Origin of the sequence: Paenibacillus tritici, from assembly GCF_013204885.1 — a bacterium.
GTDB lineage: Bacteria > Bacillota > Bacilli > Paenibacillales > Paenibacillaceae > Paenibacillus_AQ > Paenibacillus_AQ tritici.
This window is the reverse complement of record NZ_JABMKX010000004.1, coordinates 404,787-430,654: the sequence shown is the minus strand read 5'-3', so window position 1 is coordinate 430,654 and position 25,868 is coordinate 404,787. Positions and strand designations below refer to the sequence as shown.

Below are 25,868 nucleotides of genomic sequence, written 5' to 3'. Positions count from 1 at the left end.
ATCAGTTCAGCTCCTTTGCTTGTTTAGGTTCCTCGGCCGGCGTCACCAGCTTCAGCCCGACCACCCCTGCCAGCAGCAGGCCGATCAGCAGCAGCTTCAGCGGCCGCAGCGGCTCATGGAATAGAATTCCGCCCGCCAGAACGGTGCCTGCTGTCCCCAGTCCCACGAACACAGCATAGACTGTCCCCACCGGCAGCCTGCCGCTGGCCCAGATGAGGGCATAGAAGCTGATCAGGATGGCTGCTGCCGTTACCGCCCATTCCCAAGGCGAAGCAGCGTGCTTCAGCCCGATGACCCATATCACTTCAAAACATGCTGCGCCTGCAATCATTACCCAGCTCTTCGTGCTCTTCTTCATTCCGTCCTGCCTCCTGTGATTCAAAATAATAAGCCCGGAAGGTTATCGTCTCTGCAGACGATACCTCCCGGGCTTTTGTCCCTCCGTGTATACACGGATATGAACTCTATCCGTGCGTTCTCCCTCGGACCAGCCAGCGGTGTTCACCTTCGCTGCGGAACCCTAGAGAACAATAAAAGCTTATGAACTTACGTCGTATGTTAGCAAATAACACTGCGAAAAGCAACCCTTGCTATTCTCCGGCAGCAGTTGCCGGATCAACTCCCGGAGCTTGTCTCCAGCATAATCAGCACTCCCCAGGGTTCCAGATCGAAGGTTGCCCCCGGCATAGCCTCCTGGCCGGAGAGCAGCTCAACCGCTGTCCCGTAAGGGTATTGCACCTGATGCGGGTCATCGCTGTAATTGAAATAGTAACGGACCTTGTCCCCCTGGCGGTTGGTTCCGCTTCTGACAATCAGCGGCCAGGACAGCTCCTGGTCCGGCCCCCATAATCCGGCTTCCGCTACTGCGGATTTCAGAATACTGCTGAGCAGACCCCGGCTGGTCATGCAGCCGATATAGACCGCAGTTCCGTTCCCGTAGCGGTTCCGGGTCACTGCGGCATACTGCCCCCAATGCCGGTGCCCGTAACGGTACAGGACCTCGGCTGTCGTAGGTGTAAGCAGCTCCATCCAGCTTGTGACCTCCCGGTCTTCGCCGCTATACTCCCCGCTTTCATTCTTCAAACTTACCTCATGCGGAGTTATGAACTGGCTGTAGGTAACCCCGCAGGCTTCGCTGATGATGCCCGGCTGCACGGCTGTCCGCACCTGGACATCTCCGTTCGTGAACCCGCTTTTGAAGGAAAAGACCATATGTCCGCCTTGATGCACATACGCATTCAGGCGTTCCAGCGGCTCGTCTTCCACAGCATACAGCGCCGGTACAATAATCAGGCTGTAGCGGGACAGCTCTGTACAGCCGGGCGGGATGAAGTCGCATTCGACATTCATCCGGTACAGCTCATCATAGAGCCAGCGGACCACATCATTATAGCCTTGGCCGTCCGGAAGCTTGAACCATTCCATGGCAGTCAGCGCCTCGTTGCTGACCATGACCGCCACCTTGTTCTGCTTCTGGAGGCCGGCGAGCTTATCGCTTAAGCGGGCGAAGTCACGGCCAATCGTCTTCGCTTCGTTATACACCGGATTGGGCTTGAAGTCATGGCTGAGCAGGCCCTTCCAATACGTCTCCATGGAATTGTGGATCGAATGCCAGTGCCAGTAGGCGACCATGTCCGCACCGGAAGCCAGATGGCTGAACGCTTGCAGCCTCAGTTGTCCAGGATAAGGCGTCCAATGGGAGAAGGCCTGCGCCTGGGTCTCCAGAACAAGATAATTGCTGCGCTTCAGCGAACGGGTCAGGTCGCCGCCGAAGGCAATCTCTGTTCCTGTCAGCTCATGCTGTGACGGATGGTAGATGTCCACACCGGCGATATCGAATGCCTCCGCCGCCGCGAAATGGTCCACAGCAGGCTGCAGTCCGAAGGAGTGTCCGCGCCAGTCAAAATCGAAGTTCTGGGTCACGAATTGACCCGTTTGCTTATACTCGTTCACCAGCGCAGCCTGCCAGGCGAGGAAATTCGTCACCAGCCCGCGCTGGAAGCGGGCAAATTCAGCACCCAGGCTGCCGTTAATGGTGCCCGTAACCGCAGGAAAGTCCTCCCAGCTGTTGATCCGGTTGCTCCAGTAGTCCAGACCGAAGCGGCGGTTGATCTCCTCCAGCGTGCCGAACCGCTCCCGCATATACTTAACGAACAGATGCTGCACATTATCTCCGGCCGTATCATAATGCTTGGTCTCGTTGTCCGTCTGATAGCCGATAACCGCCGGATGCTTGCATACCCTGCCGATCAGCCTCCTGATGATCCGCTCCGCATGGAACAGATAGGCCGGGCTCGTAATATCCATGATCTGCCTGGCCCCATACTTCCCGGGCCCCCTTGGAGTTACGGCCAGCACCTCTGGATGTTCCTTGACCAGCCAGGTTGGCACCGCATAGGTTGGTGTTCCAACAATAACTGCGATGCCGGCGGCTGCCATCGCATCCAGCACCCGGTCCACAGAGGTGAAGTCAAAGACGCCATTCTGCGGCTCGTGGGTACTCCAGGTGGATTCGGCAATCCGTACCGTGTTAATGCCCGCTTCCTGCATCATGGCGATATCCTCTGCCAGACGTTCATAAGGCATGTATTCATCATAATAAGCAACTCCGTAACGCAGCTGGTTCATCATACACCTGTCCTCTCTGTTTAGCCTTTAATAGCACCTTCCGCAATTCCCTGCATAATAAACTTCTGAAAGAAACCATAGATAAGAATTACAGGGAGCGCTGTCAATACCAGTGCCGCCAGGATCAGCGGCCATTCCTTGTTATATTCTCCGAACAGGGTATTCGTAGACAGAATCAGGGTGTACTTGGTTGAATCCGTCAGCATCAGCAGCGGCAGCAGGAAGTCATTCCAGATCCACAGGAAATCCAGAATTGCAATGGTCACGGTAATCGGGACGAGTAGCGGAAAAATAATCCGCCAAAAGGTCTGAAACTCTCCGCAGCCGTCAATGCGCGCCGCCTCCTCCAGTTCACGGGGGATGGATTTCACAAACCCGTGATAGAGGAACACCGCCATATTCACGCCAAGCCCGATATAGATGACTGCCAGCCCGTAAGTGCTGCCGCTGACATGCAGTGCTTTGGCCATACGGGTAAGCGGAATCATAATCGAATGGAACGGGACGAGCATGGAAGCGATGAACAGCGAGAAGATCATAGCGCTCAGTCTGCCGGAGGTGCGGGACAGCTTGTAGCCGGCCAGGGCAGCACAGAAGATGATGCCGCTGATTCCGAGAACCGAGACAATCACCGAATTCAGCGTGCTGTTCAGCAGATGGACTTTATGAAAGGCCTGGCTGTAATTCTCGAAATGCAGCCGGGTCGGCAGGGCGATGAAGGAGGTGAACATCTCTCCCTGGGTCTTCACAGAATTAATGATGGCCAGATAAATCGGGAAAAAGGAAATGACCGCACCTGCGCAGAGGAACAATGTGATGAGGAAGGAACTTCCTTTGTTCAGCCTCATGCTTCCACCTCTTTTCTTTTCATAACACCGATCTGGATGAAGGTGAACAGCAGGATAATGACGAACAGGATCACGGATTTGGCACTCGCATACCCATACCGGAAGTTGTTGGAGAAGGCTTCTTCATATATATTCATCGTAATGACCTGGGTACTGCGTCCTGGACCGCCGCCGGTGAGTCCATAGACTACCTCGAACACTTTGAATGCCCCGTTCAGCGTAAGGAACAAGCAGATGGTCACGGCATGGGTAATCATGGGCAGCGTCACTTTGCGGAAGCTCTGGAAGGGGCTGGCCCCGTCAATCACAGCGGCTTCCTTCAGACTCTGCGGCACCCCCTGCAGGGCAGCCAGATATATAATCATCATATAGCCTACGCCATTCCACAGCGATACGATAATGATCGAATAGAAAGAGACCTTGGGATTCCCAATCCATAGCTGGTCCAGAAAAGTCATGGCTGTCTTCTCCGCAAGCTGCGGCAGCACCTGGGAGAATACGAACGTCCACATGAATGCGCTGATGATGGTGCTGATCATGTTCGGCATGAAGAAGATCGTCCGGAAGAACCCCTTGCTGCGGGTCTTCGTCTCAATAAACACAGCCAGCATAAGCGCTAACACATTCTGCAGGACAATCATGAACAATACATATTTCAGGGTGAACAGCAGCGCATGCACGAAATCTGGATCTTCACGCAGCGCTTCAATGAAATTGCCGAGTCCGATAAATGAATAATTCGCGTTGAGTCCGTTCCAGTCGGTGAAGCTGTAATACATGCCGCCGATAGTAGGAATCAGCAGAAATAATGAATAGATAATCAGTGCGGGTGCGACGAAGGCAAGCAGTGAAGCTATATGTTTGTAGCTCTTGACCGGCACAGAAACCGCTCCTCTCCTATGTGTATAACCGACCAGAGTGGCGGAAGACGGGCTGCCCCGCCTTCCGTTCCAGTGCTTGGCTGCTGCTTATTTGTTGACCTTGTTGTAGGATTTCCAGGCCTTGTCGAGCGCCTTCAGGACATCATCCTGCGACACTTGACCGGCATAATAAGCCTGCAGTCCCTTGCCCACCTCATCCTTCACGGATTGCGGAATAGCCGGGTCCTGTACGGATTTGCCTGCTTTGACATAGGTAGTGGCCTCTGTGATCCACGGATAGCTCTCATAGGTGTGCACCGTGGCGATCGGATTGAACTTCATCGCCTGGAACAGACCGTTCGAAGCCTGGTCATCCAGCACATAGTTCAGGAAGTCGAGCGCGACTTCTTTGTTCTTGCTGGTCGGCGAAACGGCGAGCGAGGTAGAGGCGCTCAGATTGATCAGCGTCGCAGCAGGATCATCACTGATTGGCAGCGGAGCAACACCGAAGTCTAAGTCCGGATTCGACTTGAGGATCGTCTCCGCATACCATGGACCCATTAGCCACATGGCCCCTTTGCCGGCGGCGAAGGCTGCTGCCCCATCGTCACCGCCTACTTCGGTAGCCTTGGCTGTTCCGTTCGCATTGATCAGATCGAAGATATCGAAGATGGCCGGCTTCATCTCGGTGAAGGAGCCTTCGTCCTTGTTCATCTTGTTCACGAATTCGGGATCTTGGGTCTTCATCATTGCGCCTACGGCCAGCGGCAGCACCAGCTGCGGAATCCAGGATTCCTTATAGGAGAGGACAAACGGTGTGATCTCCTTAGCCTTCAGCTTCTCAATGACGCTCTTCATCTCAGTCAGTGTTGCCGGTGGAGTCAATCCTTGCTCAGTGAAGATCTTCTTGTTGTACAAATACCCCCAGGACAGAGTCTCCAGCGGAAGCGCCACAATCTTGCCGTCTGTAGTGGTTACGGAAGGCTTCACACTGTCCAGCAGCTTGGCTGCGAACGGCTGGCTGGATAAATCCTCCAGATACCCGGCTTTATAATAGGAAGGAATTTCATTAACCGCATGAAGCGCAAAGATATCCGGTGCATCATTAGAAGCCAGCCGTGTCTTAAGGATCTGGGAGGCATTGTCTGCCGTAGGCATTTCCAGCTGTACGGTGACCTCGATATTCTTGTCGGCTTTCTCTTTCTTCACGAATTCGGCAATGTACTTGTCATATTGCTCCTTGAAGCGCGGCTGCGCGATGAACATCTTCAGCGTGACGCTTTTGGCACTACCCTCTGCGCCTCCGCTGTTCGTATCGTCCCCGGCTGCATTGCCCGCAGTTCCGCTGTTGTTGCCGCCGCAGCCTGCAAGAAGCGTAGCTGCGAGAAAGGTAACCAATATCCCTTTGCTCATCTGTTTCATGCTGTAAGACCTCCCAATGTCTTTGTTTTGTTTACGCTTTCATTGTATCCTGTTTATGAAAGCGTTTAATTGGACGGCTTTACCCTTCGGGATTGGACATTTTTAAACCTTCGGCCTGCTTCCTCATTTCGCCTGGAGCTACTCCGAAATGCTTCTTGAACACGCGGTAAAAATAACCGACATCCTCATATCCGGCCAGCTCGGCCACCGTCTTGATCGGGATATTCCCGCTCTCCAGCCACTGCTTCGCTTTGTCCATCCGCAGCCTGAGAATATAATCCGTAACGTTGATGCCATATTCCAGCTTAAATACCTTGCTCAGATATTCTTTGCTGACAAAGAATACCCGGGAGAGTCCCTCCAGCGTTACCGCCTCGGCATAATGACCGCAGATATACTGCCGGACATCCTCAAGGTTAAGCTTATTCTTGAATCTGCGCTGACCGATGAGCTGCTCCAGACTCTCCGTGTACAGCTCCCTCAGCCAGCACTCCAGACTTTCCGGAGCGGTCAGCACCGCACCAGGAATTTCTGTCTTCAGATGGACATCCTCAAGTCCGTTGCCGCGCTGTAATTCCTTCAACAGCAGCAGCATCTCACTGGCAGCCTGACGGAGCATTCCCGGACTCTGGACACTGCCCAGCTTAAGCTCCTCCGTAATATTGCCCAGCACCGCATGGACACTTTCAACATTAAGCTCATTGAAATGAGCCTTCATTAGCTGTTTGTGGCTGGCAAGGGACCAGGAGACATCAATATCCAGCCTGTACTGCTCATGCTCAGCGGCGGCCTCCTCCAATTCCTTGCGGCATTTGTCCAGCACAGCATTCAGCTCGGCGGGATCAATAGGCTTCAGCAGATAATCCACCGCACCATACCGCAGGGCACTCTGGGCATATTTGAAATCGTCGTAGCCGCTGATCACGATGACCTTCATCTCCGGGTACTCATTATGCAGCGCATTCATCAGCATGACACCGTCTGTGCCGGGCATACGCATATCCGTAATTACAATATCCGGCTCAAGGACACCGGCAAGACGGAGAGCTTCATTCCCCCCTTCGGATTCACCGACGATCTCCATTCCGAAGGCCTCCCAAGTGCCAAATGTCCTCACAAGCTCCCGGTTCCAGCCTTCATCATCCACCAGCAGCACCTTAATCATGCGCCCATCTCCTTCCTCTCCTGCGGGATAGTCAAAGATACCGCAGTCCCCTGTCCTTGCCGGCTGGTTACTCCAACCCCATAGCCGCTGCCAAAGTGCATTCGGATGCGCCCGGCCACATTCCCAAGCCCGATCCGTTCCCCGGAGGTCCAGGCTCCGTCCTCTCTGCTGAGGCTTCGCTGCAGCTCCGCCAGCCGGACAGCTTCAATCCCGATTCCGTTATCACTGATGCAGATCACCGTATCGCCGTCTCTACAGGTGACCTGTACCTTCAGTTCCCAGGCCCCTTCCTTCGGCTCAAGACCATGGAAGAACGCATTCTCTACAATCGGCTGCAGGCTCAGCTTGGGGATCAGACTGGATAACGCAGCCTCATCGACCTCCAGACTGTAGCTGAGGCGGGCGGCGAACCGCTGCTGCTGGATCTGCATATAATCGCTGAGATGCTTCAGCTCGGCCCGCAGCGGGGCCAGATCATCAGGCTCGCGGATAATATATCGGAACATATCACTCAGGGATCTGAGCACACCATAACTCTCCGAGGGACTGTTCTTGAATAGCATGCTGCCGATCATCTGGAGCGTATTCTGCAGGAAATGCGGGTTGATCTGTGCCTGTAGCGCCTTCAGCTCCGCACTCTTTTTCTCCAGGGTGATCATATATTCATTCTTGATATGTTCACGGATACGGTGGGACATCTGATCCAGCTTCATCTCAAGCAGGCCGATCTCATCCACCCGGATATTCGCCCGCTGCTCCCGCTGCTTCATCATGCCGAAGCCCTGGATCGAACGGGCCAGATTGACAATCGGTGTCGCCAGCCGCCAGGCCAGCAGGACCGCCAGGAGAATCGCAACCGACACCGAAATGGCGCCTATGATCAAGCCGAACTTCATAGTCTTCATGGCACTTTCATTAATGAAGCTGGTAGGAAGGATGGTCACCAGCTTCAGGCCAACCGGATCAATGGTACTGTAGAATACATACTCATCCTCTCCGCGGAAATAGCCTTGAGCCTCCCCGATACCGGCTATCCGGCTTAAGGTAGCTGCCGAAGGTGTCATGCCTGAGGGCTGGTATAGAATCTTCCCGTCGGCTCCGGCTATGAACACCATGTCATCGCTTCCCCTTCTCAGCAGATTCAGCGTCTGGTCCAGCATCCCCCAGCGGATCTGCAACGAGATCCCGCCCAGCTTCTCCTGATTCTCGAACCGGTTGATGCTGCGGATCAGCTGGAACCTGCTTGTGTCCCCGGCATCGGTTGTAATAGTGAAGTCCCGGTTCTGCTCGAACAGCGGCTTATAGGCTGCAGGAACCGAAGGCGGCGATGCGATATCGCTGGAGGAAGCATCCACGGTGAACAGCTTGTTATACTCCTTCAGATACAGCTCGACTCCAATCACATGATTGCCTGCCGAATAGAACAGATTGGTCAGTGTATCAATGATATTCCGCTGGTAGGTGAACTGGCTGGAGAGGCCCGGTTCTTCGGCATTGGCCAGATAATCGCTCAGATGCGGGCTGATCAGCACGGTGTAGATCAGATTGTTCAGCTGGGCGAACTGGCTGCCGAGATGGATGCCTGTCCATTTCATGTTGGAGAGGGTGGTACTGATCACCTCTTCCTCCATGGAGCGGCGGTTATTCTCTGCGGCCAGCCCGGTAATGGCGACAATAGGCGCTACAGCCAGCATAATCATCGTCAGCATAAGTCTATTGCGGATACTCCGCCGGAAGGGTCCGGTGAACCTTCTAATCCATGGGGCAAACATGACTTAAGATCAACCTCCCGCTCTCACTTGCCGTAGTTTATCCCGAAGTAGAATGATTTAATAGTAGCAAAAAACTAACGCCCGGCAGTTGGGGGCGCTAGTTCATTTTACTTACAATCTATTAACAGGTACATGCTTAATCTGCCTGTTCCTCTACAACAATGGTATGGAACGATTCTGCTTCAAGCCTGAAGGAGTGCAGTGCAGTACCGTTATGGAGATGCAGCATACGGGATTCCTTATACGGGTTGGCTACAACCAGCGTCAAGCCGCCCGCCGGTGTCCGGAATGCGGTAGCATGTCCGCTCCATGGGCCAGCCAGTCCGGTACGGACAGAGCCCGGCGCAGCGAAGCGGGAGAAATGCTGCATCACGTAATATTCAGGGTTGGCCTCGGCCTGCCGCAGATCTGGATCAACGGTCAGCATCGAATTCTGCTCCCAGCCCCAGGTGCTGCGTCCTTGCGGGGCAAGAACCATGTTCCAGTAAATATAAGCATGCACGCCGTTCGAGAAATATTGATGGTACAGATTATAGACGTACTTAGCATAAAACCAGGTGTTCTTGCCGTCTCCACATTCGTTCTCTGTCTGCATGTATCTCAGCTCCGGGTAGCTCTCCACCGTCCGCTGTATCGCATATTTGCCTGCCCATTGATAGCCGACACCCTTCACGTATTTGTAGGCTTCAGGATCACCGAGTACTACACCGGCAAAAGCATCATGGTCACTTGATTTGTGCTTGAGCCATTCATCCCAGGGCTCCGGTGCATTGATCGTCCCGAGCCAGATTTCAGTATCCAGTCCATGGGCCTCAAAGGCCGGGCCCAGATAATCACGGATAAATTCTCTAAGCTGCTCTCCGGTCCATACGCAGGAGGGGAATTTCTGGTCCGCTACCACCTCGTTCTGCACATGCACCTGATGGATCGTAATTCCCTCTTCCCGGTAAGCCTGTACGAACTTCACGAAGTACAGGGCATAGGCGGCAAGATTCTCCGGCTCCCACCGCAGCGTACCGTAATTATAAGCCTTCGGGAACTTCATCCAGGTCGGCGGGCTCCAAGGGGAGGCGAACAGCTTCAGCTCAGGATTCAGCGCCAGCGCCTCCTTGATATATGGAATCAGATATTTCCGGTCACGCTCAATGGAGAAATGCTCCATTGCATAATCGCCGTCCGTCTCATTATGGCTGTACCACTCCAGCGCGTAGTCACTGGCCCCGATCGGCAAGCGGCAGATGCTGAACCGCTGTTCCCCCTCCGGGTGAAAGAGGTCATGCATCAGCTTGGCCCGCTCCTCCTCCGGCAAGGCAGACAGGGCCTCATAGCCCAGTTCGTTGAAGCACCCTCCGAAGCCTTCCAGCACTTGATGGCTCTCCCCCGTAACTGTCAGGTTAGGTGCAGTTCCGGGCGCAGCTTGTTCCGGTGCCTTCTGCTCCACCCAAGCTGCCTGCTCCGTACTTGTGAACCATTTGATCATAGGTACTGACATCTTTATGATCCCCCTTTTCAATGATTGCGCTTACATTATAACGGATTATTTGCCCTTCCGAATTGGACAATCCCAAGGCTTAACATTGGAGGATATTAAGGTAACCTGGTGAGACCTATACATTCTGATATTTGGATAAAAGCAGCGGACCTGGGCGGTCCGCTGCCTATTATTATGAGGATTGTGACTCCCGGGACGGAATCTTCTTCCGTTCCGTTAATACACCCTACTCCTGTCCGGCAAGCCGGTTCAATTCACGCAAATCCTCTGCCAGATCAGCTTCGGTGTATTTGCCCTGGCCGAAGCCGATCATCGCGCGCAGCGGCATATATTGCATCATCGCCAGGAACATTTCCGGATTATCACCCAATGCATCCTCCAGACCGAAGATACTGCCGTAGTTCTTCGCTTTATCAGCGGTCAGCGGATTCGCCAGCAGATCGCCCACTGTAGTATTGCGATGGAACTTACAGGTAAGCTTCGTGGTTGACACTACCTCAAGCTCGGCGGACAGGCGGATATCGCGTGAGGATGAACCTACAGCGATCTTGAACATTCCGCTCTCCACATGCCAGTCGGCCAGTGTCACATTGTAGTAGGCGAAGGAGCGCTTATCCAGTGTAAAAGTTACCTTACGCTCTTCCCCCGGCTGAAGCTCCAGCTTATCAAAGCCCTTCAGCTCCTGCAGCGGACGAATCACGCTGCTCTCGGTATCGCTGACATAGAGCTGCACGGTTTCTTTGCCTGTTCTGCTGCCTGTGTTCTTAACGGTCACCGAGACCTGTACGGTATCTGTGTCCTTGATGCGGGTCTGATCCAGCGACAAATTACTGTACTCGAACTCTGTGTAGCTGAGTCCGAAGCCGAACGGGAACAGCGGCTCTATTTCTTTGGTATCATAATAACGGTAGCCGACAAATAAACCTTCCTTGTACTCCACAGTATCGCCTTCTCCGGGGAAATTCAGGAAGGACGGATTGTCGCTCAGCTTCCGGGGGAACGTCTCTGCCAGCTTGCCGCTAGGACTCACTTCACCGAAGAGCAGGTCCGCAACCGCGCCGCCAAAAGCCTGCCCGCCCAGATACCCTTCGAGCACGGCCTTCACCTGATCCAGCCAAGGCATCTCTACCGGCGAGCCGTTGCTCAGCACCACAATAATCTCGCTCTGGACTTCAGCCACGGCTTCGATCAGCGCCAGATGACTCGCAGGAAGCGACAGATGGCTGCGGTCATAGCCTTCCGATTCGTAGCGGTCAGGCAAGCCAAGGAACAGCACGGCAGCATCCGCTTGGGCGGCTGTATCCCGGGCTTCACGCAGCAGTCCGGCATTCACCTCATCGCTGGCCAGCTCGTAGCCCTGTGCATAGAGGAAGCTGGCCGAATCACCGGCAATCGCCTGCATCTCGGCGAAGGCGTCATCCAGTCTTGTCGGATTCACATGTGAGCTGCCGCCGCCCTGATAACGGGGCTTCTTGGCGAATTCGCCGATGATGGCAAGCTTGCCGCTCTTCGCCAGCGGCAGAACGCCGCCTTCATTCTTCAGCAGCACCATACTCTCGCGGGCCACTTCCCGCGCCAGCGCATGATGCTTGTCCTGATCGAAGACTGCTTCCTCGCTGCGGCTCTCCACGCTTTTGAAGATAAAGCCCAGCATCCGCTCTACCGCCAGATCCAGTGTCTCCATAGACAATTCCCCGCTGTTCACGGCGTCTATAATCTTGGTGTCCCCGATGCCCCCGCTGGACGGCATCTCCAGCTCCAGCCCGGCCTGCAGCGCCTTCACCCGCTCATTGACAGCGCCCCAGTCGGACACCACGAACCCTTCAAAACCCCACTCCTCGCGGAGTATCTTAGTTAGCAGCTTATGGCTCTCGGAGGCATACTCCCCGTTCACACGGTTATAGGAGCTCATGATGCTCCAAGGCTGGCTCTGCTTCACTGTGCCTTCGAAGCTAGCCAGATAAATCTCACGCAGTGTCCGCTCATCAATAACCGCATCCACAGACATGCGCCGGTGTTCCTGGTTATTGGCGGCAAAATGCTTCAGGGAAGTCCCGACCCCCTGGCTCTGCACTCCCTTCACATGACTCGCAGCCATCTCCGAGGCGAGGAACGGGTCCTCCGAGAAATATTCAAAGTTCCGCCCGTTCAGCGGAGAACGTTTGATATTATTGCCCGGCCCGAGCAGAACCGCCACATTCTCCACCTGGCATTCCGTTCCCAGCGCCTCCCCCACCCGGGCGATCAGCTTGCGGTCCCAGGAGGAGGCCAGCCCGGCTGCTGACGGGAAACAAGTGGCTGGTACGCTGTTATGCAGACCGAGATGGTCCGCGCTTCCCTGCTGCTTGCGGAGCCCGTGGGGTCCGTCCGTTACCATCACTGAGGGAATGCCCAGACGCTCAATCCCTTTGGTGTTCCAGAAATCCAGCCCGGAGCAGAGTCCTGCCTTCTCTTCAAGTGTCATTTGCGACATGAGCTTCTGAATATCCGTTGCCATAGTGTTGTCCTCCTAAGAATGCGTTTTCTTACCTTCATTCTAAACGACTTGCTTGTTTGTTTATGGTATTATAATTGGAACTTTGGTATTTTGGTTAGATGTTGAGGAGGCAGTCATGGAGAAGCCAGTGAAGGTGCCAATGAAGGTGCCAACGAAGGAACCAATGAAGGAAAATCAAAGGGTACCCTATATCTGCAAGCTGATCTATGAGGCCTACCAGGTTCCGGTCATGTGGCTGGATGAAGACGACAGCCCGGGACTGGCCCTGCCTCCGGCGGTCGCCGGCCGGCCTGCCGTTCAGGAGACGGGCAGCCTGCTGGCTGAGATTATGGACCATGCCCGCAGGAGCAGGTCTGGGGTTGGGGCGGCGGTGGGCATGGCGGCAGAAACAGCGACGGACATAACGGCAGGGATGACAGCGGGCATGGTGGCGGGGACGGCGACGTACATAGCGGCGCAGAGTGCGGAGGGTACAACCGCAGGGATGGCAACGGGTTCGGTGGCGGGGACGGCAACGGGCATAGCGGCGCAGAGTGCGGAGGGTACAACCGCAGGGATGGCAACGGGTACGGTTTCGGGGACGGCAACGGGCATGGCAGCGGGCGTGGCGACAGGAACCCCGGCGGGCACAAGCACAGGGCTGGAAGCGGACATCGTGGCTGAAACAGCCACGGGCACGGCGAAGGTAGCGGACACCGATGCCCCTGCTAGTGTTGGGGCGGCGCCCGTCACCCCCGCTCTGCCGGTTCTGTATACCACCGGCTACCTGGAGAATTTCATTATTCTCCAGGTAGCCGAAGCAGATCTAAGCTGCGGTGCAATCGTCATCGGTCCGGTGCTTAGTGCCCCGATTACCGGAGACAATGCCGCCAGCCTGATGCGCGACCACAGCATTCCGCCCGGGCAGCAGGAAGACTGGCTCCAGTATTACAGCAGCCTGCCTGTATTAAACCGGATGCGCTGGTATCATGCGGCGCTGCTGCTCTACACCCTTGTTACGGGGCTGCAGTTGTCTATAACGGAGCTGCTACTGACGGCAAGTACGCCTGCCGGGCCTGCTCCTTCTCCGGGCGACAGCCCGGATCTGGATCTTTCCTACCGCCGCGAGATAACTTGGCTGCACCATGACCCGATGCTGGAGCGGGAGATGTTCCGCCATATTGCGAACGGGGACAAGACAGGGCTGCTGCGGACCCAGGCTTCTTTTGCCGAAGAGAATTACGGACGGCTCTCCAAGCAGAGCCAGCTGCGCAGCAAAAAAAACCTGGCCGTCTCCTCCATAACTCTGGCAACCCGCGCAGCGATTGAAGGCGGGCTGTTCTGGGAGATCGCCTATACCCTCAGCGACTTCCACATTCAGCATATAGAGGAACTCCGTGATATTCCGGCAGTGGACCGCGCCATGGTTGCCGCACTCTGTGACTTCGCCGATCAGGTACTGGGCAGCCGCAGCTCCAAGCTCACGCGTATCTCCGCCCTGTGCCAGAATTTTATATATAATCATTTATATGAAGAGCTTCCGCTCAGCAGGTTGGCCGAATTCACCGGTCTTAATGCCAGCTATCTGTCCCAATTGTTCAAAAAAGAGACCGGAACCGCCATCAGTGACTATATCCAGCAGGAACGGATCGAAGAGGCCAAGCGGCTGATCGGACTTCCCGGCATTACCCTGTCGGATATTGCTTCGCGTCTGCATTTCAACGACCAGAGCTATTTTACCAAAGTGTTCAAGAAATATACGGGTCTCACACCCGGACAATACAAACAGCATCCAGAGCAGTTTCCGCGCTTCAGATAAGTAATTTCAAGCTGTCTGGTTAGTCTGGCTGTGACTGTGACTCCGTCGCTGGTAGCAAAGGCTGGACTATTCTGTAACCTGGATGACCTTCAATAACTGAGAAATTATGGTATGATTCAGGTAAGAACGCATTACTACTTTCTATAATAGGAGGGGTTCCATTTGATTGGTAGCTTTGTATTTGTTGGAGTAGTTGTGTATATCGCTATATTAGGCATTAATCACAGCAACCGAAATGCCCGCCATAAGAATTACGGGAACAGGAATAACAGGAGCTACGGGAACAGGAATAATTCTGCGGATAGTTTTTTCTTACCGGGAGTTGATCTGAACAGTTCCTCCGTAGACAGCCGCGACAATCATCTTCGTCACAATGACGGGCACAGCGGCGCCAGCCATCACCATGGGCATCATACACAGGATCATAACCATGGCAGCAGCAGTTGGGGCAGCGGCAGCCACGGCGGCTGGGACAGTGGCGGCCATGGCGGCGGCGATTCCGGTGGCGGGGATGGCGGCGGTGGCGGTGGCGGAGACTAACAGAATGAACAACCGAGCCTCACAGTTGCCATGAACGGCAGCCGGGAGGCTCTTGTGGTGAGCGGGCAGAAGTGGGCGCCTGCTTTTAAAACTAACTATTATTGTTCTCCCATAACTTCCCTCACCCCCTCGATCTCGCTCTTCATAGAACCCGGAACCCGTTTTGTTGAACGGCGGTGATTTTTCTTCTGCTAAATCTATCTACCGATTGGATAAGCCGGGATGTTACTACTGTTAACGATGATAGGGTGTTACTGTGAACGATAGCAGTTGGATTTTGTCCACTTGCTGATGAACGAATGGTCGCTTCTACAACAGCAGGTGGAATAACAGCACTTAAATAATCACAATTCACCCAAAAAGGCAGGAAACCGCATCAGTAGATGCTGTTTTTCCACTTGCTACCCTATAATCGTCAGAACCCGCTAAATTAAGATACATTTTTCCACCTGCTATTCCTGAGGCCCGGAGTCGGGCGGCGATTCTGCTCCTCAATCTCGCCTACTGCCCACTTCCAGCTGGAACAGTGGGATTTATCCCTTTCATTTTCTCATCCAGCCCACTTTCGACCGGATCAGTGGGATTTATCCCTTTCATTTTCTCATCCAGCTCCCTTCCAGCTGGAACAGTGGGATTTATACCTTTTATTTTCTCATCCAGCCCACTTCCGGCCGGATCAGTGGGATTTATACCTTTCATTTTCTCATACAGCCCACTTCCAGCGGATTGAGGTGCAGTTTTGCTCCTCCTTCCCGCCTGTTGTCCACTTCCAGAGGATTGAGGTGCACTTTTGCTCCTCCTTCCCGCCTGTTGCCCACTTCCAACGGATTGAGGTGCACTTTTGCTCCTCCTTCCCGCCTGCTGCCCACTTCCAGCGGATTGAGGTGCACTTTTGCTCCCAATTCGCTCCTGCCGCCCACTTTCGACGGGTACAGCGGGATCAGAGAGTTCTGGTTGGGTTCGGCAGGATTGACGGAATTAGTGGGTTCGACGGGCTCGATGGGTTCAGCGGGTTCGACGGAATCATTGGGAGCGACGGGCTCAGTGCGATCAGCGAATCCAGCGAGTTCAGTGGGTTCGGCGGGTTGCGGTGGAATCGATGGGATCGACCAGTTCAGCAGATTAAAGCGCGATCGGAGGTAGCACTATCTACACACACCCAAAGAGGCCAGCATCTTGATGCTGACCGTTTCGTCTACACGATAATATCTCATTCCTTAGCAGGAGAGAGGGTAAGGGTAAATGTCTTGTCGAACGGGGTCACCAGATTCACCAGGACCGACTTGTAGTTTTTAGGCGGCCTGGGCTCACGGGCCGTAGCGCCCAGATGAGCCATTTCCCCACCTGTAAAATCAATCCAGTCACCGCCATAACTATAACGGAACTGTCCTCCGCTCCATAGTGAGTTACCCTCGTCCACCTTCCGCAACTCTCCCGAAGTAATGTTATCCTCACCCGCCGTCTCCAGCCCTCCCGAAGTGAGGTTGCCCTCCCAGCCGAAGTTGAAGGATAGCTGAGCCATAACCTGTGCAGGCTCCTCGCAATGCAGCCGGAGGCTCCAGCCTGTCGCTGTACGGTGTATCTCCGTCTCCACGGAGAGCGTCTGTTCATGGGTCAGGGGACGGCTCTGATGCGGGAGGAGATACCAGGGACTTACTTCTGTAGCAGCTTCCGGCGGAAGCAGCGCTCCTTCAACCGGTCCGTAGTAGCCTTTCTTCTGCACGCCCTTCAGCAGGTAGCCGTCCGGCAGTCTGGTCATCTCCTGCATCGGCACGAAGCCGGGATTGAAGCTGGAGGTTAGCTGCACCGCCAGCAGCCTTACGGCACCGTGACGCATCGCGAAGAAGGAGGGCGTCTCCGTGATCAGTGTCACGCTGGTCTTCCCGTCTCTGAGCCGGGCCACAGGCGCCCCGAAATCGGTATGCAGACGGCTGTGGTAGATCCGCCCCTGATGCCCGGCGGACTCCATCCGCTCCAGATAACCGTTCCGCAGGAACTCACCGTTCAGTATTCTCTCATACTGTACCGGAAGCTCCGCCGTTGTCTCCGGCGGCTGCTGCAGCTCCGGCTCCAGCAACATCCGCACCAGGGCATTCACCGAGCAAACGCCCGGATTTTGAAGTGAACGCCCGGCCCATTCGGCCATGCCGGCCAGTACGGCATCCTTGTCGGACCGGGCAAGAATGGCATAAGGCAAATAGTAGGGAGACAGATCATGCAGGCTCCCCAGATCCTGCCGGCCGGAATAATCGGTCACAACCTCGCCCGAAGGATGGACCAGATAGACCATCATGTGCAGGTTCCGCCGGACCGGGTCCAGAAGCTGCGGCTTATTCAGCAGCCGGGCGGCATGTATAAGCATGATGTCGCTGACTGCGCTGTAGATGCCGTTGCTCCGCTCTGTCCATTCCCCGTCCGGTGTAATGTCCATGCCTTCCGCGAGCCACTGCTCCGCCCGCTGCAGGACCTCTTCCCCGCCGAACAGCTCATGAAGAAACCCAAGGGCCGCGCACATGACCCAGCGGTGATTCGGAGTATGAATCCCGCCTGTAAGCATGACGGGAAGAGTCCGCTCCAGGAACAGGCGCATATTGGCGAGAACCGGCTGAAGCGGCGGCCACTCCTGCTTCAGCAGCAGTTGATACAATTGGGCGTAGCCAACCACGACAAAAGCCGTATCCGGCGGAGAATGATAGTTCGTCCAGCCCGGAGAAATGGACCCGTCCTTATGCTGGAAGCGCAGCACAAACTCTGTGGCCAGCTTCAGCCGGTCCAGCAGCTCCTCATCCCGGTAGTATCTGGAATCCGGGTTCACCAGAGCGGCCCCCCAATAACACATGTCCGTTGGAGTGCCGGTGGTATGATTCACCCAGGCAATCCCCGTATGCGGTTCAATGGTCCCACCATAATACAGACTTTCCTGATCCAGCACCTGCCGGGGAATCCCTTGTTCTACCGCTCTGTCATTGCTATCCACCAGTTGCTTATACATTGTGCTTCCTCCTTGCAGAAAATCTTGCTATATAGGACTTCCGGCCGCTGCCCATCCCCAGATTTCTTCTTTTGCTTATTGTTCAGCCTATCCCCTGCCCGCCAGCTTAGCCGTAAGCAGACGGTGGCTCTCATGAATCTCTTCCGGGCGGCAGGCTGCCTTCAGCTCGTAGACCTTGACCTGGGCCCGTTCAATCATCGGCAGATAGGCGTCATAGAAATCGGGATTCCCGCTGTTCACATAGGGACACCAGTGGTCGGAGAGACCGATCGTCTCATGGATGTGGACACCGACGATGTCATCCATCAGCCCTTCCATCTCCCCGATGCTGTCGTACAGTCCCAGACGGTCCATCATAATGGCGTGGCCGGTATCATACCAGATGCCGACTGGCGCTCCTTTTAAAGCATTGATTATCGTCTTAGCTTCCGCGAGCGTGGGAATCTGCTGCGGCTTGGAGCGGGTCTCGATGCCGAAGCGGACATTCAGCCCCTTGGACACCGCGCGGTTACACACTTCGTCCAGACTTTCAATAATGGTCTGCACATAACCTGCGCTATAGGCTTCACGCCGTTCCATCAGCTCTGCCCACTTCCTGCGATAAGCCGCCGATTCCTTGCCTTGCCCGCCGTAGAGCTGCTCCAGCTCCCCGGAGATATCCCCCGGAAAAGGTACTTCGCCGGGATGCACCACCACGGCTTCCCCGCCGTAGCGATGGGCGTATTCCGCCGAACGGACCAGCAGGTCTACTGCCCGCTTCCGCTTCTCCCTGTCTGCGAAGCCCAGCAGCACGGAATCCGTGCCATAATCAGGGTCCGCCACGTGGGGGAAGGTATTATGCACACTGGATACGCCGATTTCCCCGCGCTCCAGCATCGGTTCGATCGCAGCCAGCATTTCCTCCGTCACATTATAATTCAGCTCCACCCGCCGGAAGCCCAGCCCCCGGATCTCATTCAGCATCCCGTCACCTGTAGTGTGACGTCTGATGTTCCAGCAGGTGGAGAATGAGAATTCGCCTTTATCCTCCATATCCTTCTCTCCTTTCCCTATACCGCAGTGTTGCAGGTTAGCCCTTGACCGCACCAAGCATAACACCACTGACGAAATATTTCTGCAGCCATGGGTAGACTACGAGAATCGGAACGGTAGCGAAGACGACAGTAGCAGCCTTGAGGCTCTCCGGCGGCAGCTTGGCGCGGACAGCCCCCTCCAGCTGTGTCAGCTCAGAGATCATATTGTTCTGAACCATCTGGAAAAGCTTCAGCTGAAGCGGATACAGATCGGGATTATTGATATACATCAGGGAATCCTGGAATCCGTTCCAGCGGCCAACCGCGTAGAAGAGCGCAAGTGTAGCCATAACCGGCATGGATAACGGCAGGACGATTTTCATCAGGGTGCGGAAATGCGAGCTGCCGTCGATCTCGGCTGATTCCTCCAGACTCGGCGGGATGCTGCGGAAGAACGAGATCAGGATAATCAGGTTGAACGGGCTGACCAGACCGGGCAGAATCAGCGACCAGACCGTATCAATCATATGCAAATCACGGATCAGCAGGTATTCGGGAATAATCCCGCCGCTGAAGAACATGGTGATGATGATCAGATACATGAACATGGTGCGGCCCTTCAGCTTGCTTTTGGTCAGCGGATAGGCGGCTGCGATGGTGAAGAGCATACATAATACCGTAGTGGCCACGGTCAGGATAATAGTGAAGATCAGCGAGCGGATCATTGCACTGTCAGTAAAGACTTGCACATAAGCCTTCCAGTTCAGTTCAATCGGGAAAATCGTTACTTCCCCCGAGGTAATGGCCCGCGTAGAGCTGAGGGACACCGCAATCACGTGTACAAACGGAGCCAGACAAAACAGTACGAACAGGGCTATAAAGGTCACATTAACGATATCGAATATCCGGTTTGAGGTACGTTCACTCATAGGACTCCGCCTCCTTTCTTCATGATCATAGAATGCCGTCGCCGGTCACTTTTTTCGATATATAATTGGAGCCAAGGATGAATACCAGTCCAACCACTGCCTGGAACAATCCAACTACAGTCGCCAGCGTATACTGGCCCGATTCCAGACCAATCCGGTAGACGAAGGTACTGAGCACATCAGAATATTCACGCACTGCCGTATTCCCGATGATGTAAGGACGATCGAAGCCGATGCTGACCATTTTCCCCAGGTTGAGAATCAGCAGGGTAATAATGGTAGGTTTGATGCTGGGCAGCGTAATGTAGCGGATCTTCTTCATTCTGGTCGCCCCATCCACCTCGGCCGCTTCAAACAGCTCGCGGTTGACACCGGTAAGCGCTGCCAGATACAGGATGGTTCCCCAGCCGGCACTTTGCCAGACACCAGTGAACAGATAGGTAATCAGCCATGGATTTTTTTCGGTCAAAAAAGGAATGGGGTTCAGCCCCATGCTCTCCAGCAAACCGTTCACCATACCGGATTGGTTGCCGAACAATTGATAGACGATTCCTCCGATAATCACCCAGGAAATAAAGTGGGGAATGTAGAGAAGGGTCTGTGATATTTTTTTGAACCATACCGACTTCACTTCATACAGCATAATGGCCAGAATAATCGGGGCCGGGAAAGATACTATCAAATCCAGAAAGTTCAACAAAAACGTATTGCGCAGACTGCTATAGAACTCTTTCATGCCAAAGACCTCGCGGAAGGCGTCGAAGCCGATCCACTCACTGCCGTTGATTCCCTGGAACAGGTTGAAATCCTTGAAGGCAATCTGTACCCCATACATCGGGCCGTAGCGGAAAATCAGGAAATACATAATGGGCAGTGAAAGCAGCGCGTATAGTTGCCAGTACCGTCTGATGTAGGACGCTTTGCTCAAGTTACTCTCCTCCTATGGAGAAAAAACCGGGCAGAGCAGCATGCCAGCTCCCCCCGGTTTTCACTTTTTTTTAGTTTATTTGGCTGAAATCTCTGTAAGCGCCTGCTCCAGCTCCGCCTTCAGCTTGTCTCCGCCCAGAGACATATAGTCCTTCATTTCCTGCTCGAATATAGCATCGAATTGATCCGGCTTCGCCATCGCGGTCTTCACGATAATAACGTTGAGCTTGTCGCTGAGCGTAGTGCCGTATTTCGATTCTGCTTCAATCGGCTTCCCGAAGACGATAGGACCCACGGTATCCGTGTTGGCAATGTCGATCGACTGCTTCAACGGTTCCTGGTTGTTCACAGGGAATCCGCTGATCCATGCCTTCTCATTCATAGCCTGGTCGCCGAGGTTCTTGCCGTTGGAGATAATCGCGGTGTCCCCGGAAGTGAACAGACGGTCCTGGAATTCCTGGGATACATCAGCCTTAACGACCGGGATGCCGTCCACCATATCGTAGTTCTCGCCCTCAACACCGTTGTAGATGTCAATCAGATTGTTGCCTGTCGCCATCCAGTCAAGGTATTTCACCGCTTCCACTGCACGTTTGCTGCTCTTAGGGATCATGATGTACATGCCGTTCGAGGCATAGCGGGATTTGATATACTTATTGTCCACCTTGGCATTGGTGAGGATATCCGCAGGCAGCAGCTTGCTGCCCGGTACATTCTTGTAGAGATTATCCAGCGTACCGTCAGCATAGAACAAGGTATCCACATCCTCGGAGAAGAAGCCGACGTTGCCGTTCTGAATGTCCTTGGACACCTGGGCTTTGTCTTCATCCAGACTGAAGTCCTTGCTGACCAGCCCTTCATTGTAGAGCTTGTTGAGGAACTGTGCCGCATCCTTGAAGCCCTCATGCAGCGGCAGCTCGTAGCGCTGGCTGTAGGTCAGATCGCCGCTGATCGGCTTAATGAAGGAGTAGATCAGGGTCTCTAACTGAGCAGAGCCAAGTGACATCCCCATCGGGATGGTTTTGGTGCCAAGCCCGCCCGGGTCCTTCTCCTTAAACGCTTTCAAAGTAGTGTACAGCTCATCGGTATTCTTCGGTACCGGAAGACCCACCTTGTCCAGCCAATCCTGGCGGATGTAGGAGGCGTAGCGGCCCGTGATGGCCCGTTTGCCCGGTATGGCGAACTGCTTGCCGTCGAGCTGGCCGAAAGCCATCGTCTCGTCACCAATGAATTTCTTCAACGTCTGACCATGCTCTTCAAGAAGGGGACCGACATCCGTCAGACCGCCCTGCTGGGCATAACGGTAGAAAACGCTGGAATCATAAGTAAAGACAATATCCGGCACATCGGAGTTACTCGCCATCAGTACATTCAGCTTCGTAACTTCCTCTGAACGCTGGACCGGTACAAACTCAACGTCAATGTTATTGGGATCACCGAAATTTTTCTGAATCATCTGGGACATAAAGTTATTGGTAATGGTGTATTGCTTGGGACTTTTACCGCGGTCGAAGATCTCCACCTTTAGAGTTACGCGTTCGGCTTTACCGGGTGCTTCTGTACCTCCGGCTGCTGAATTACTCTTGCCATCAGAGGAGCAGCCTGCAAGCAGCGTAGCCCCCATTACTGCGGTCAATCCGATGCCGATTGCCTTCTTCAGAACTCTTTGGTTTACGTTCACTGTCATTGTTCCATCTCCCTCGCCTTAGCAGGCTATAATGGTGACTTCATGATACCCCCGAGCTTCTATAGTGCCCGATTCTTAGCGGTGTCCCTCAAGCAATACCGGCCTGTGGTGTTCAAGGCTGCTTGCTTGTTGCTTCGGGATGACCACAGTATTCCATACCTTTGGCGGGTCTGACAATAAACCTGTTTCGGATGGGCAATAGCACCTTAATTCGGACATCCGGTTTATCCGACCAACGATTTTCGTACGATAAACCGCTTTCACATCGGCAAAAATACAGGCCGCATCGCTGTTCGCACCCTTTCGGAGGTTAGCGGACGAGGGATGCGGCCTGGGTGTACAGGAGTGTAGCTGATGTAACCATGCTGAAGCTTGTGTCCCAGCCTGCGGCTCAGGTTCTGGAGGCTTCGCGGCGTTTCGAGGAGCGGTAATCGCCCGGCGTGATGCCGGCAATCCGTTTGAATACCCTGCCGAACGAAATAGCATTCGCATACCCTACTTGAAGCGCGATATCCTGCAGGGAATAATCCGTCTCCGCCAGCAGCTGCTCCGCTTCCTTCATCCTCAGCTCCGTGAGGAAGTCCACGAACTTCATTTTGAATTCTGTCTTGAACAGATAGCTGGCATATTTGCCGGAGACCTGGAACCGGTCACTCAGATGCTTCAGCGACAGATCGGGATTGGCGAAATTCTCTTCGATATAATCCTTCATCTCATTGACCATGGCCCGGTAGCTTTTGGTCTCGCTGACCGAGACATAGGTGCGGAATAAATCGGTGACATATTCGAATAAAATAGCCTTCACTTCATGAATCGCCTCGGCCTCTTCCAGCTGCTTCAGCCGAACCTGCGCATTCTCCGCCGACAGCTCGTCCTGCAATTGCTCGGACATCACGGCTACTTCCCGGCCCAGCATCTGCAGCATAGCCTGGATTAAGGAACGGATCTCTTCGTCCTTCAGGAAGTCCTGCTCAAACGCCTCAAAAATCCGCTCCAGCTGCTCCCGCCACTGTCCGCTCGACATGCGGAAGTGCTTCACGAACTCTGCGATCATCTGCAGATATTTATACGTCTCCAGCAGCGGCTGGCGCGCTTCGCCGCTCTCGGCCAGAGCGATATCCCCATAGATCAGCAGCTTATGCTGCATGACATATTCGGCTGCCGCATAAGACTCCCGGATCTTGGCCGGCCCGGCGGCTGCAGAGCCAATCCCGAAGCTGAGCGAGATCCGCAGATTCTGCTCCACCCAGGAGCGGCAGTCCTCCGTGAAGATGCGGATTCTGGCCGCCATCTCCTCATCGCTGCCGGTTGCCAGGAAGAGAATCGCGGCACGTTCGGTTCCTACCCACTCTGCCCAGCCCTGCAGCTCCGCATTCCGCGCCAATTCCTGGAACACATTCATCAGGGCAAACTTGAGCGTATTCTGGTCGCCGCGGGTATAGCGGTCCTCGAAAACCTGCTCATACCGGTTAATCTCAGCTAATACAACCATGAAGCGTGAGGAGGCCTCGGCGCCGGTAAGCGGCGACAGCTCCTCCAGCCGCTGGGTCACCTGCTCCAGCCGCTCGCTGTGCAGCAGATCGGTGAACAGCTTGCTGCGCTGCAGAAGCAGGTTCTCCCTGCTTTTTTTATCATAATCGGTCATGTGGTTGATCAGATCCTCCAGCACCCCGTCAATCAGCATCATCTCGTCAGGCCTGTCGGTGGACTGGTCCATCATGCGGATCTGATGGCCTTCAATCCGGTTCATAATCACCTGGATCGGCTTATAATTGCGCCGGGTCACATAGATCAGATACAATATCGCACATACTACGGTCCCGACGGCAATCGCTACCCAGAGATAGGAGACTACAGAAACCCAGTTGAACAGGTTCCCCGCCTTGATTCCGCTTGCGAACGTCCAGCCGTTTCGATCCAGATTCAGCGTATTCAGCAGCTTGCCATGGGCGGCACCTTCAGTATCGGAATGCGCCTGATATACCGTCTTCCCGCTGCTGTCCAGAATGGTCATGAAAGAAAGCTGCTGGTTGACCATGCTGTCGATCAGCTGCTCTACGGCGCTCATTTTGATATTGATGACCAGCATCCCCCCGGAGCCGAAGGGAAGCGGCATCGCTTTGTTGGTAGTCAGCACACGGATGGGAGTACGCTGAAACTGGTCGGAATTATACTCCCTGACCGGCTGCCACCCTTCCGGCACTACTGGAGTAGAGGTCATGGCCTTGATCCAGTCCTCGTCGAAGAATCCTTCAAGCTCCTTCAAGCCTGACTCCGTTAAAACGCTTCCATGGACACGGTCATACAAATAGACCGATTGAATATACGAGGATTCCTTCATCATATTGCGCAGACTCTGGGCAACCGCATAGACCGTTCCCTGGTCCGGCTCGCCCTGATTATTGAAATAGAGCTTGTAGATATCGGTTCGCTCCACCGCTTCCAGCACCGACAACTCGGCTTCTTTGATCGTCCGGTCCACACTATCCCTGAGATAGCTGGCTGAGATGCGGTCGGCCTTCTTCGTCTCCATCCGGGAGATATCGTTAATGAACACAAATGAGGCAAAGATCAGAATCGTCACCGTCAGCAAAAAAATAGGAAAATAGGACAGCAGCAATCGGCGATACCAGGTACGAAACAATAGACAACCTCCTCCACAACCATTCAATATACCAGGCCGCAGTCCGGCCGCTCTAACACAAACACCGCCCAGAACGAAGCTGCTGCCAATGCAGACATTCTGCTGAGGGGCATACACATTCTGCTGTAGTGATTAAAGATATTGTGATGCAGGAATTATAGTAACTCTGATGCTGACATTATAGTAACTCTGATGCAGCGGCCATAGGTGTTCTGATGCTGGCATTATAGTAACTCTGATGCAGCGATTATAGGTGTTCTGATGCTGGCATTATAGTAACTCTGATGCAGCGGTAGGAGTATAACTCTGTGCGAATTCCTGCCATTATAGCATACGCACTCCCGGTCCAGCCAACCAGATAAAGTCAACTCGCCACAGCTTCCTTCCCCGCCAGCCTCATATGCCCCGCCTGCTTGGGTTAAGCACACTTGGTGTGGATATATGTGGAAACATCCGGTGGGCAAATACCAGCAGAAACGATGGAGTTATATAGATTATTAGGGCAGCAGCCGGCGGCCTAACATTCTCTGGAGTCACGAAATTCATAAACTTACATGTACATTTATATAGCCTAAAGGGATCTGCGGCGGGGACCGGGATGTGGCGGCGAGTGACGGAAGGGATGGAGGGCGTTCCCCTTAAAAATGTAATTTC

Annotated in this window: 19 protein-coding genes and 1 riboswitch; of the genes, 2 read left to right on the top strand and 17 right to left on the bottom strand. The window is 54.2% G+C overall.

What is annotated here, in order from left to right:
• Position 1: 1 nt before the first annotated feature.
• The 9 genes from HQN87_RS09565 to HQN87_RS09525 form a co-directional block, all read right to left on the bottom strand.
• Entirely contained in the window at positions 2-358 is a 357-nt protein-coding gene (locus HQN87_RS09565) for a DMT family transporter (protein WP_173131246.1), read from the bottom strand.
• A 62-nt stretch (positions 359-420) separates the two neighbouring features.
• Positions 421-535, bottom strand: a riboswitch (guanidine-I (ykkC/yxkD leader).
• Between the two features lie 80 nt (positions 536-615).
• Positions 616-2,628, bottom strand: coding sequence for a beta-galactosidase (locus HQN87_RS09560; protein WP_173131435.1), 2,013 nt, complete (start codon positions 2,626-2,628; stop codon positions 616-618).
• Between the two features lie 20 nt (positions 2,629-2,648).
• A complete protein-coding gene (locus tag HQN87_RS09555) occupies positions 2,649-3,476 on the bottom strand; it encodes a carbohydrate ABC transporter permease (protein ID WP_173131243.1) in 828 nt (275 codons plus the stop codon).
• Positions 3,473-4,357: a carbohydrate ABC transporter permease gene (locus HQN87_RS09550; protein ID WP_173131240.1), complete on the bottom strand. Its 885-nt coding sequence runs from the start codon at positions 4,355-4,357 to the stop codon at positions 3,473-3,475. The genes HQN87_RS09555 and HQN87_RS09550 overlap by 4 nt, the downstream gene beginning before the upstream one ends.
• Positions 4,358-4,444: 87 nt before the next feature.
• Positions 4,445-5,758: an ABC transporter substrate-binding protein gene (locus tag HQN87_RS09545; protein ID WP_173131237.1), complete on the bottom strand. Its 1,314-nt coding sequence runs from the start codon at positions 5,756-5,758 to the stop codon at positions 4,445-4,447.
• A 79-nt stretch (positions 5,759-5,837) separates the two neighbouring features.
• Positions 5,838-6,923 carry a response regulator gene (locus tag HQN87_RS09540; protein WP_173131222.1) on the bottom strand — a complete coding sequence of 362 codons (1,086 nt, stop codon included), beginning with the start codon at positions 6,921-6,923 and terminating at the stop codon, positions 5,838-5,840.
• Positions 6,920-8,695: a sensor histidine kinase gene (locus HQN87_RS09535; RefSeq protein WP_173131219.1), complete on the bottom strand. Its 1,776-nt coding sequence runs from the start codon at positions 8,693-8,695 to the stop codon at positions 6,920-6,922. Before HQN87_RS09535 ends, HQN87_RS09540 begins: the two co-directional genes overlap by 4 nt.
• Before the next feature lie 136 nt (positions 8,696-8,831).
• Complete coding sequence (locus HQN87_RS09530; RefSeq protein WP_173131216.1) at positions 8,832-10,187, bottom strand: glycoside hydrolase family 30 protein; 1,356 nt, start codon at positions 10,185-10,187, stop codon at positions 8,832-8,834.
• Between the two features lie 226 nt (positions 10,188-10,413).
• On the bottom strand, positions 10,414-12,684 hold the full coding sequence (locus HQN87_RS09525) for a glycoside hydrolase family 3 C-terminal domain-containing protein (protein ID WP_173131214.1): 2,271 nt from the start codon (positions 12,682-12,684) through the stop codon (positions 10,414-10,416).
• Between the two features lie 115 nt (positions 12,685-12,799).
• Between HQN87_RS09525 and HQN87_RS09520 the strand changes: the two genes are divergently transcribed.
• Both HQN87_RS09520 and HQN87_RS32050 read left to right on the top strand, forming a co-directional pair.
• Complete coding sequence (locus tag HQN87_RS09520) at positions 12,800-14,482, top strand: helix-turn-helix domain-containing protein (RefSeq protein ID WP_173131211.1); 1,683 nt, start codon at positions 12,800-12,802, stop codon at positions 14,480-14,482.
• 162 nt (positions 14,483-14,644) lie between these two features.
• The gene (locus tag HQN87_RS32050; protein ID WP_216857212.1) at positions 14,645-15,022 is read left to right on the top strand and encodes a hypothetical protein; all 378 of its coding nucleotides are present in this window, start codon (positions 14,645-14,647) and stop codon (positions 15,020-15,022) included.
• Between the two features lie 501 nt (positions 15,023-15,523).
• On the opposite strand, the gene HQN87_RS09510 is transcribed toward HQN87_RS32050, so the two are convergent.
• The 8 genes from HQN87_RS09510 to HQN87_RS09475 form a co-directional block, all read right to left on the bottom strand.
• Positions 15,524-15,721: a hypothetical protein gene (locus HQN87_RS09510; RefSeq protein WP_173131205.1), complete on the bottom strand. Its 198-nt coding sequence runs from the start codon at positions 15,719-15,721 to the stop codon at positions 15,524-15,526.
• Complete coding sequence (locus HQN87_RS09505) at positions 15,718-15,924, bottom strand: hypothetical protein (RefSeq protein WP_173131202.1); 207 nt, start codon at positions 15,922-15,924, stop codon at positions 15,718-15,720. The genes HQN87_RS09510 and HQN87_RS09505 overlap by 4 nt, the downstream gene beginning before the upstream one ends.
• Positions 15,925-16,232: 308 nt before the next feature.
• Positions 16,233-18,014, bottom strand: coding sequence for a hypothetical protein (locus tag HQN87_RS09500; RefSeq protein ID WP_173131199.1), 1,782 nt, complete (start codon positions 18,012-18,014; stop codon positions 16,233-16,235).
• Positions 18,015-18,101: 87 nt separating this feature from the next.
• The gene (locus HQN87_RS09495; RefSeq protein WP_173131196.1) at positions 18,102-19,046 is read right to left on the bottom strand and encodes a sugar phosphate isomerase/epimerase family protein; all 945 of its coding nucleotides are present in this window, start codon (positions 19,044-19,046) and stop codon (positions 18,102-18,104) included.
• Between the two features lie 37 nt (positions 19,047-19,083).
• Positions 19,084-19,956 carry a carbohydrate ABC transporter permease gene (locus tag HQN87_RS09490; RefSeq protein WP_173131193.1) on the bottom strand — a complete coding sequence of 291 codons (873 nt, stop codon included), beginning with the start codon at positions 19,954-19,956 and terminating at the stop codon, positions 19,084-19,086.
• 25 nt (positions 19,957-19,981) lie between these two features.
• The gene (locus HQN87_RS09485) at positions 19,982-20,821 is read right to left on the bottom strand and encodes an ABC transporter permease (RefSeq protein WP_246553683.1); all 840 of its coding nucleotides are present in this window, start codon (positions 20,819-20,821) and stop codon (positions 19,982-19,984) included.
• 138 nt (positions 20,822-20,959) lie between these two features.
• The gene (locus HQN87_RS09480; protein ID WP_173131187.1) at positions 20,960-22,570 is read right to left on the bottom strand and encodes an extracellular solute-binding protein; all 1,611 of its coding nucleotides are present in this window, start codon (positions 22,568-22,570) and stop codon (positions 20,960-20,962) included.
• A 391-nt stretch (positions 22,571-22,961) separates the two neighbouring features.
• Positions 22,962-25,214: a helix-turn-helix domain-containing protein gene (locus HQN87_RS09475; protein ID WP_173131176.1), complete on the bottom strand. Its 2,253-nt coding sequence runs from the start codon at positions 25,212-25,214 to the stop codon at positions 22,962-22,964.
• Positions 25,215-25,868 lie beyond the last annotated feature (654 nt).

Coding starts and splice junctions, on each gene's coding strand:
- HQN87_RS09565 (WP_173131246.1), bottom strand. CDS start 358: ATGAAGAAGAGCACGAAGAGCTGGGTAATGATTGCAGGCGCAGCATGT.
- HQN87_RS09560 (WP_173131435.1), bottom strand. CDS start 2,628: ATGAACCAGCTGCGTTACGGAGTTGCTTATTATGATGAATACATGCCT.
- HQN87_RS09555 (WP_173131243.1), bottom strand. CDS start 3,476: ATGAGGCTGAACAAAGGAAGTTCCTTCCTCATCACATTGTTCCTCTGC.
- HQN87_RS09545 (WP_173131237.1), bottom strand. CDS start 5,758: ATGAAACAGATGAGCAAAGGGATATTGGTTACCTTTCTCGCAGCTACG.
- HQN87_RS09540 (WP_173131222.1), bottom strand. CDS start 6,923: ATGATTAAGGTGCTGCTGGTGGATGATGAAGGCTGGAACCGGGAGCTT.
- HQN87_RS09535 (WP_173131219.1), bottom strand. CDS start 8,695: ATGTTTGCCCCATGGATTAGAAGGTTCACCGGACCCTTCCGGCGGAGT.
- HQN87_RS09530 (WP_173131216.1), bottom strand. CDS start 10,187: ATGTCAGTACCTATGATCAAATGGTTCACAAGTACGGAGCAGGCAGCT.
- HQN87_RS09525 (WP_173131214.1), bottom strand. CDS start 12,684: ATGGCAACGGATATTCAGAAGCTCATGTCGCAAATGACACTTGAAGAG.
- HQN87_RS09520 (WP_173131211.1), top strand. CDS start 12,800: ATGGAGAAGCCAGTGAAGGTGCCAATGAAGGTGCCAACGAAGGAACCA.
- HQN87_RS09510 (WP_173131205.1), bottom strand. CDS start 15,721: ATGAAAGGTATAAATCCCACTGATCCGGCCGGAAGTGGGCTGGATGAG.
- HQN87_RS09500 (WP_173131199.1), bottom strand. CDS start 18,014: ATGTATAAGCAACTGGTGGATAGCAATGACAGAGCGGTAGAACAAGGG.
- HQN87_RS09495 (WP_173131196.1), bottom strand. CDS start 19,046: ATGGAGGATAAAGGCGAATTCTCATTCTCCACCTGCTGGAACATCAGA.
- HQN87_RS09490 (WP_173131193.1), bottom strand. CDS start 19,956: ATGAGTGAACGTACCTCAAACCGGATATTCGATATCGTTAATGTGACC.
- HQN87_RS09485 (WP_246553683.1), bottom strand. CDS start 20,821: ATGTATTTCCTGATTTTCCGCTACGGCCCGATGTATGGGGTACAGATT.
- HQN87_RS09480 (WP_173131187.1), bottom strand. CDS start 22,570: ATGACAGTGAACGTAAACCAAAGAGTTCTGAAGAAGGCAATCGGCATC.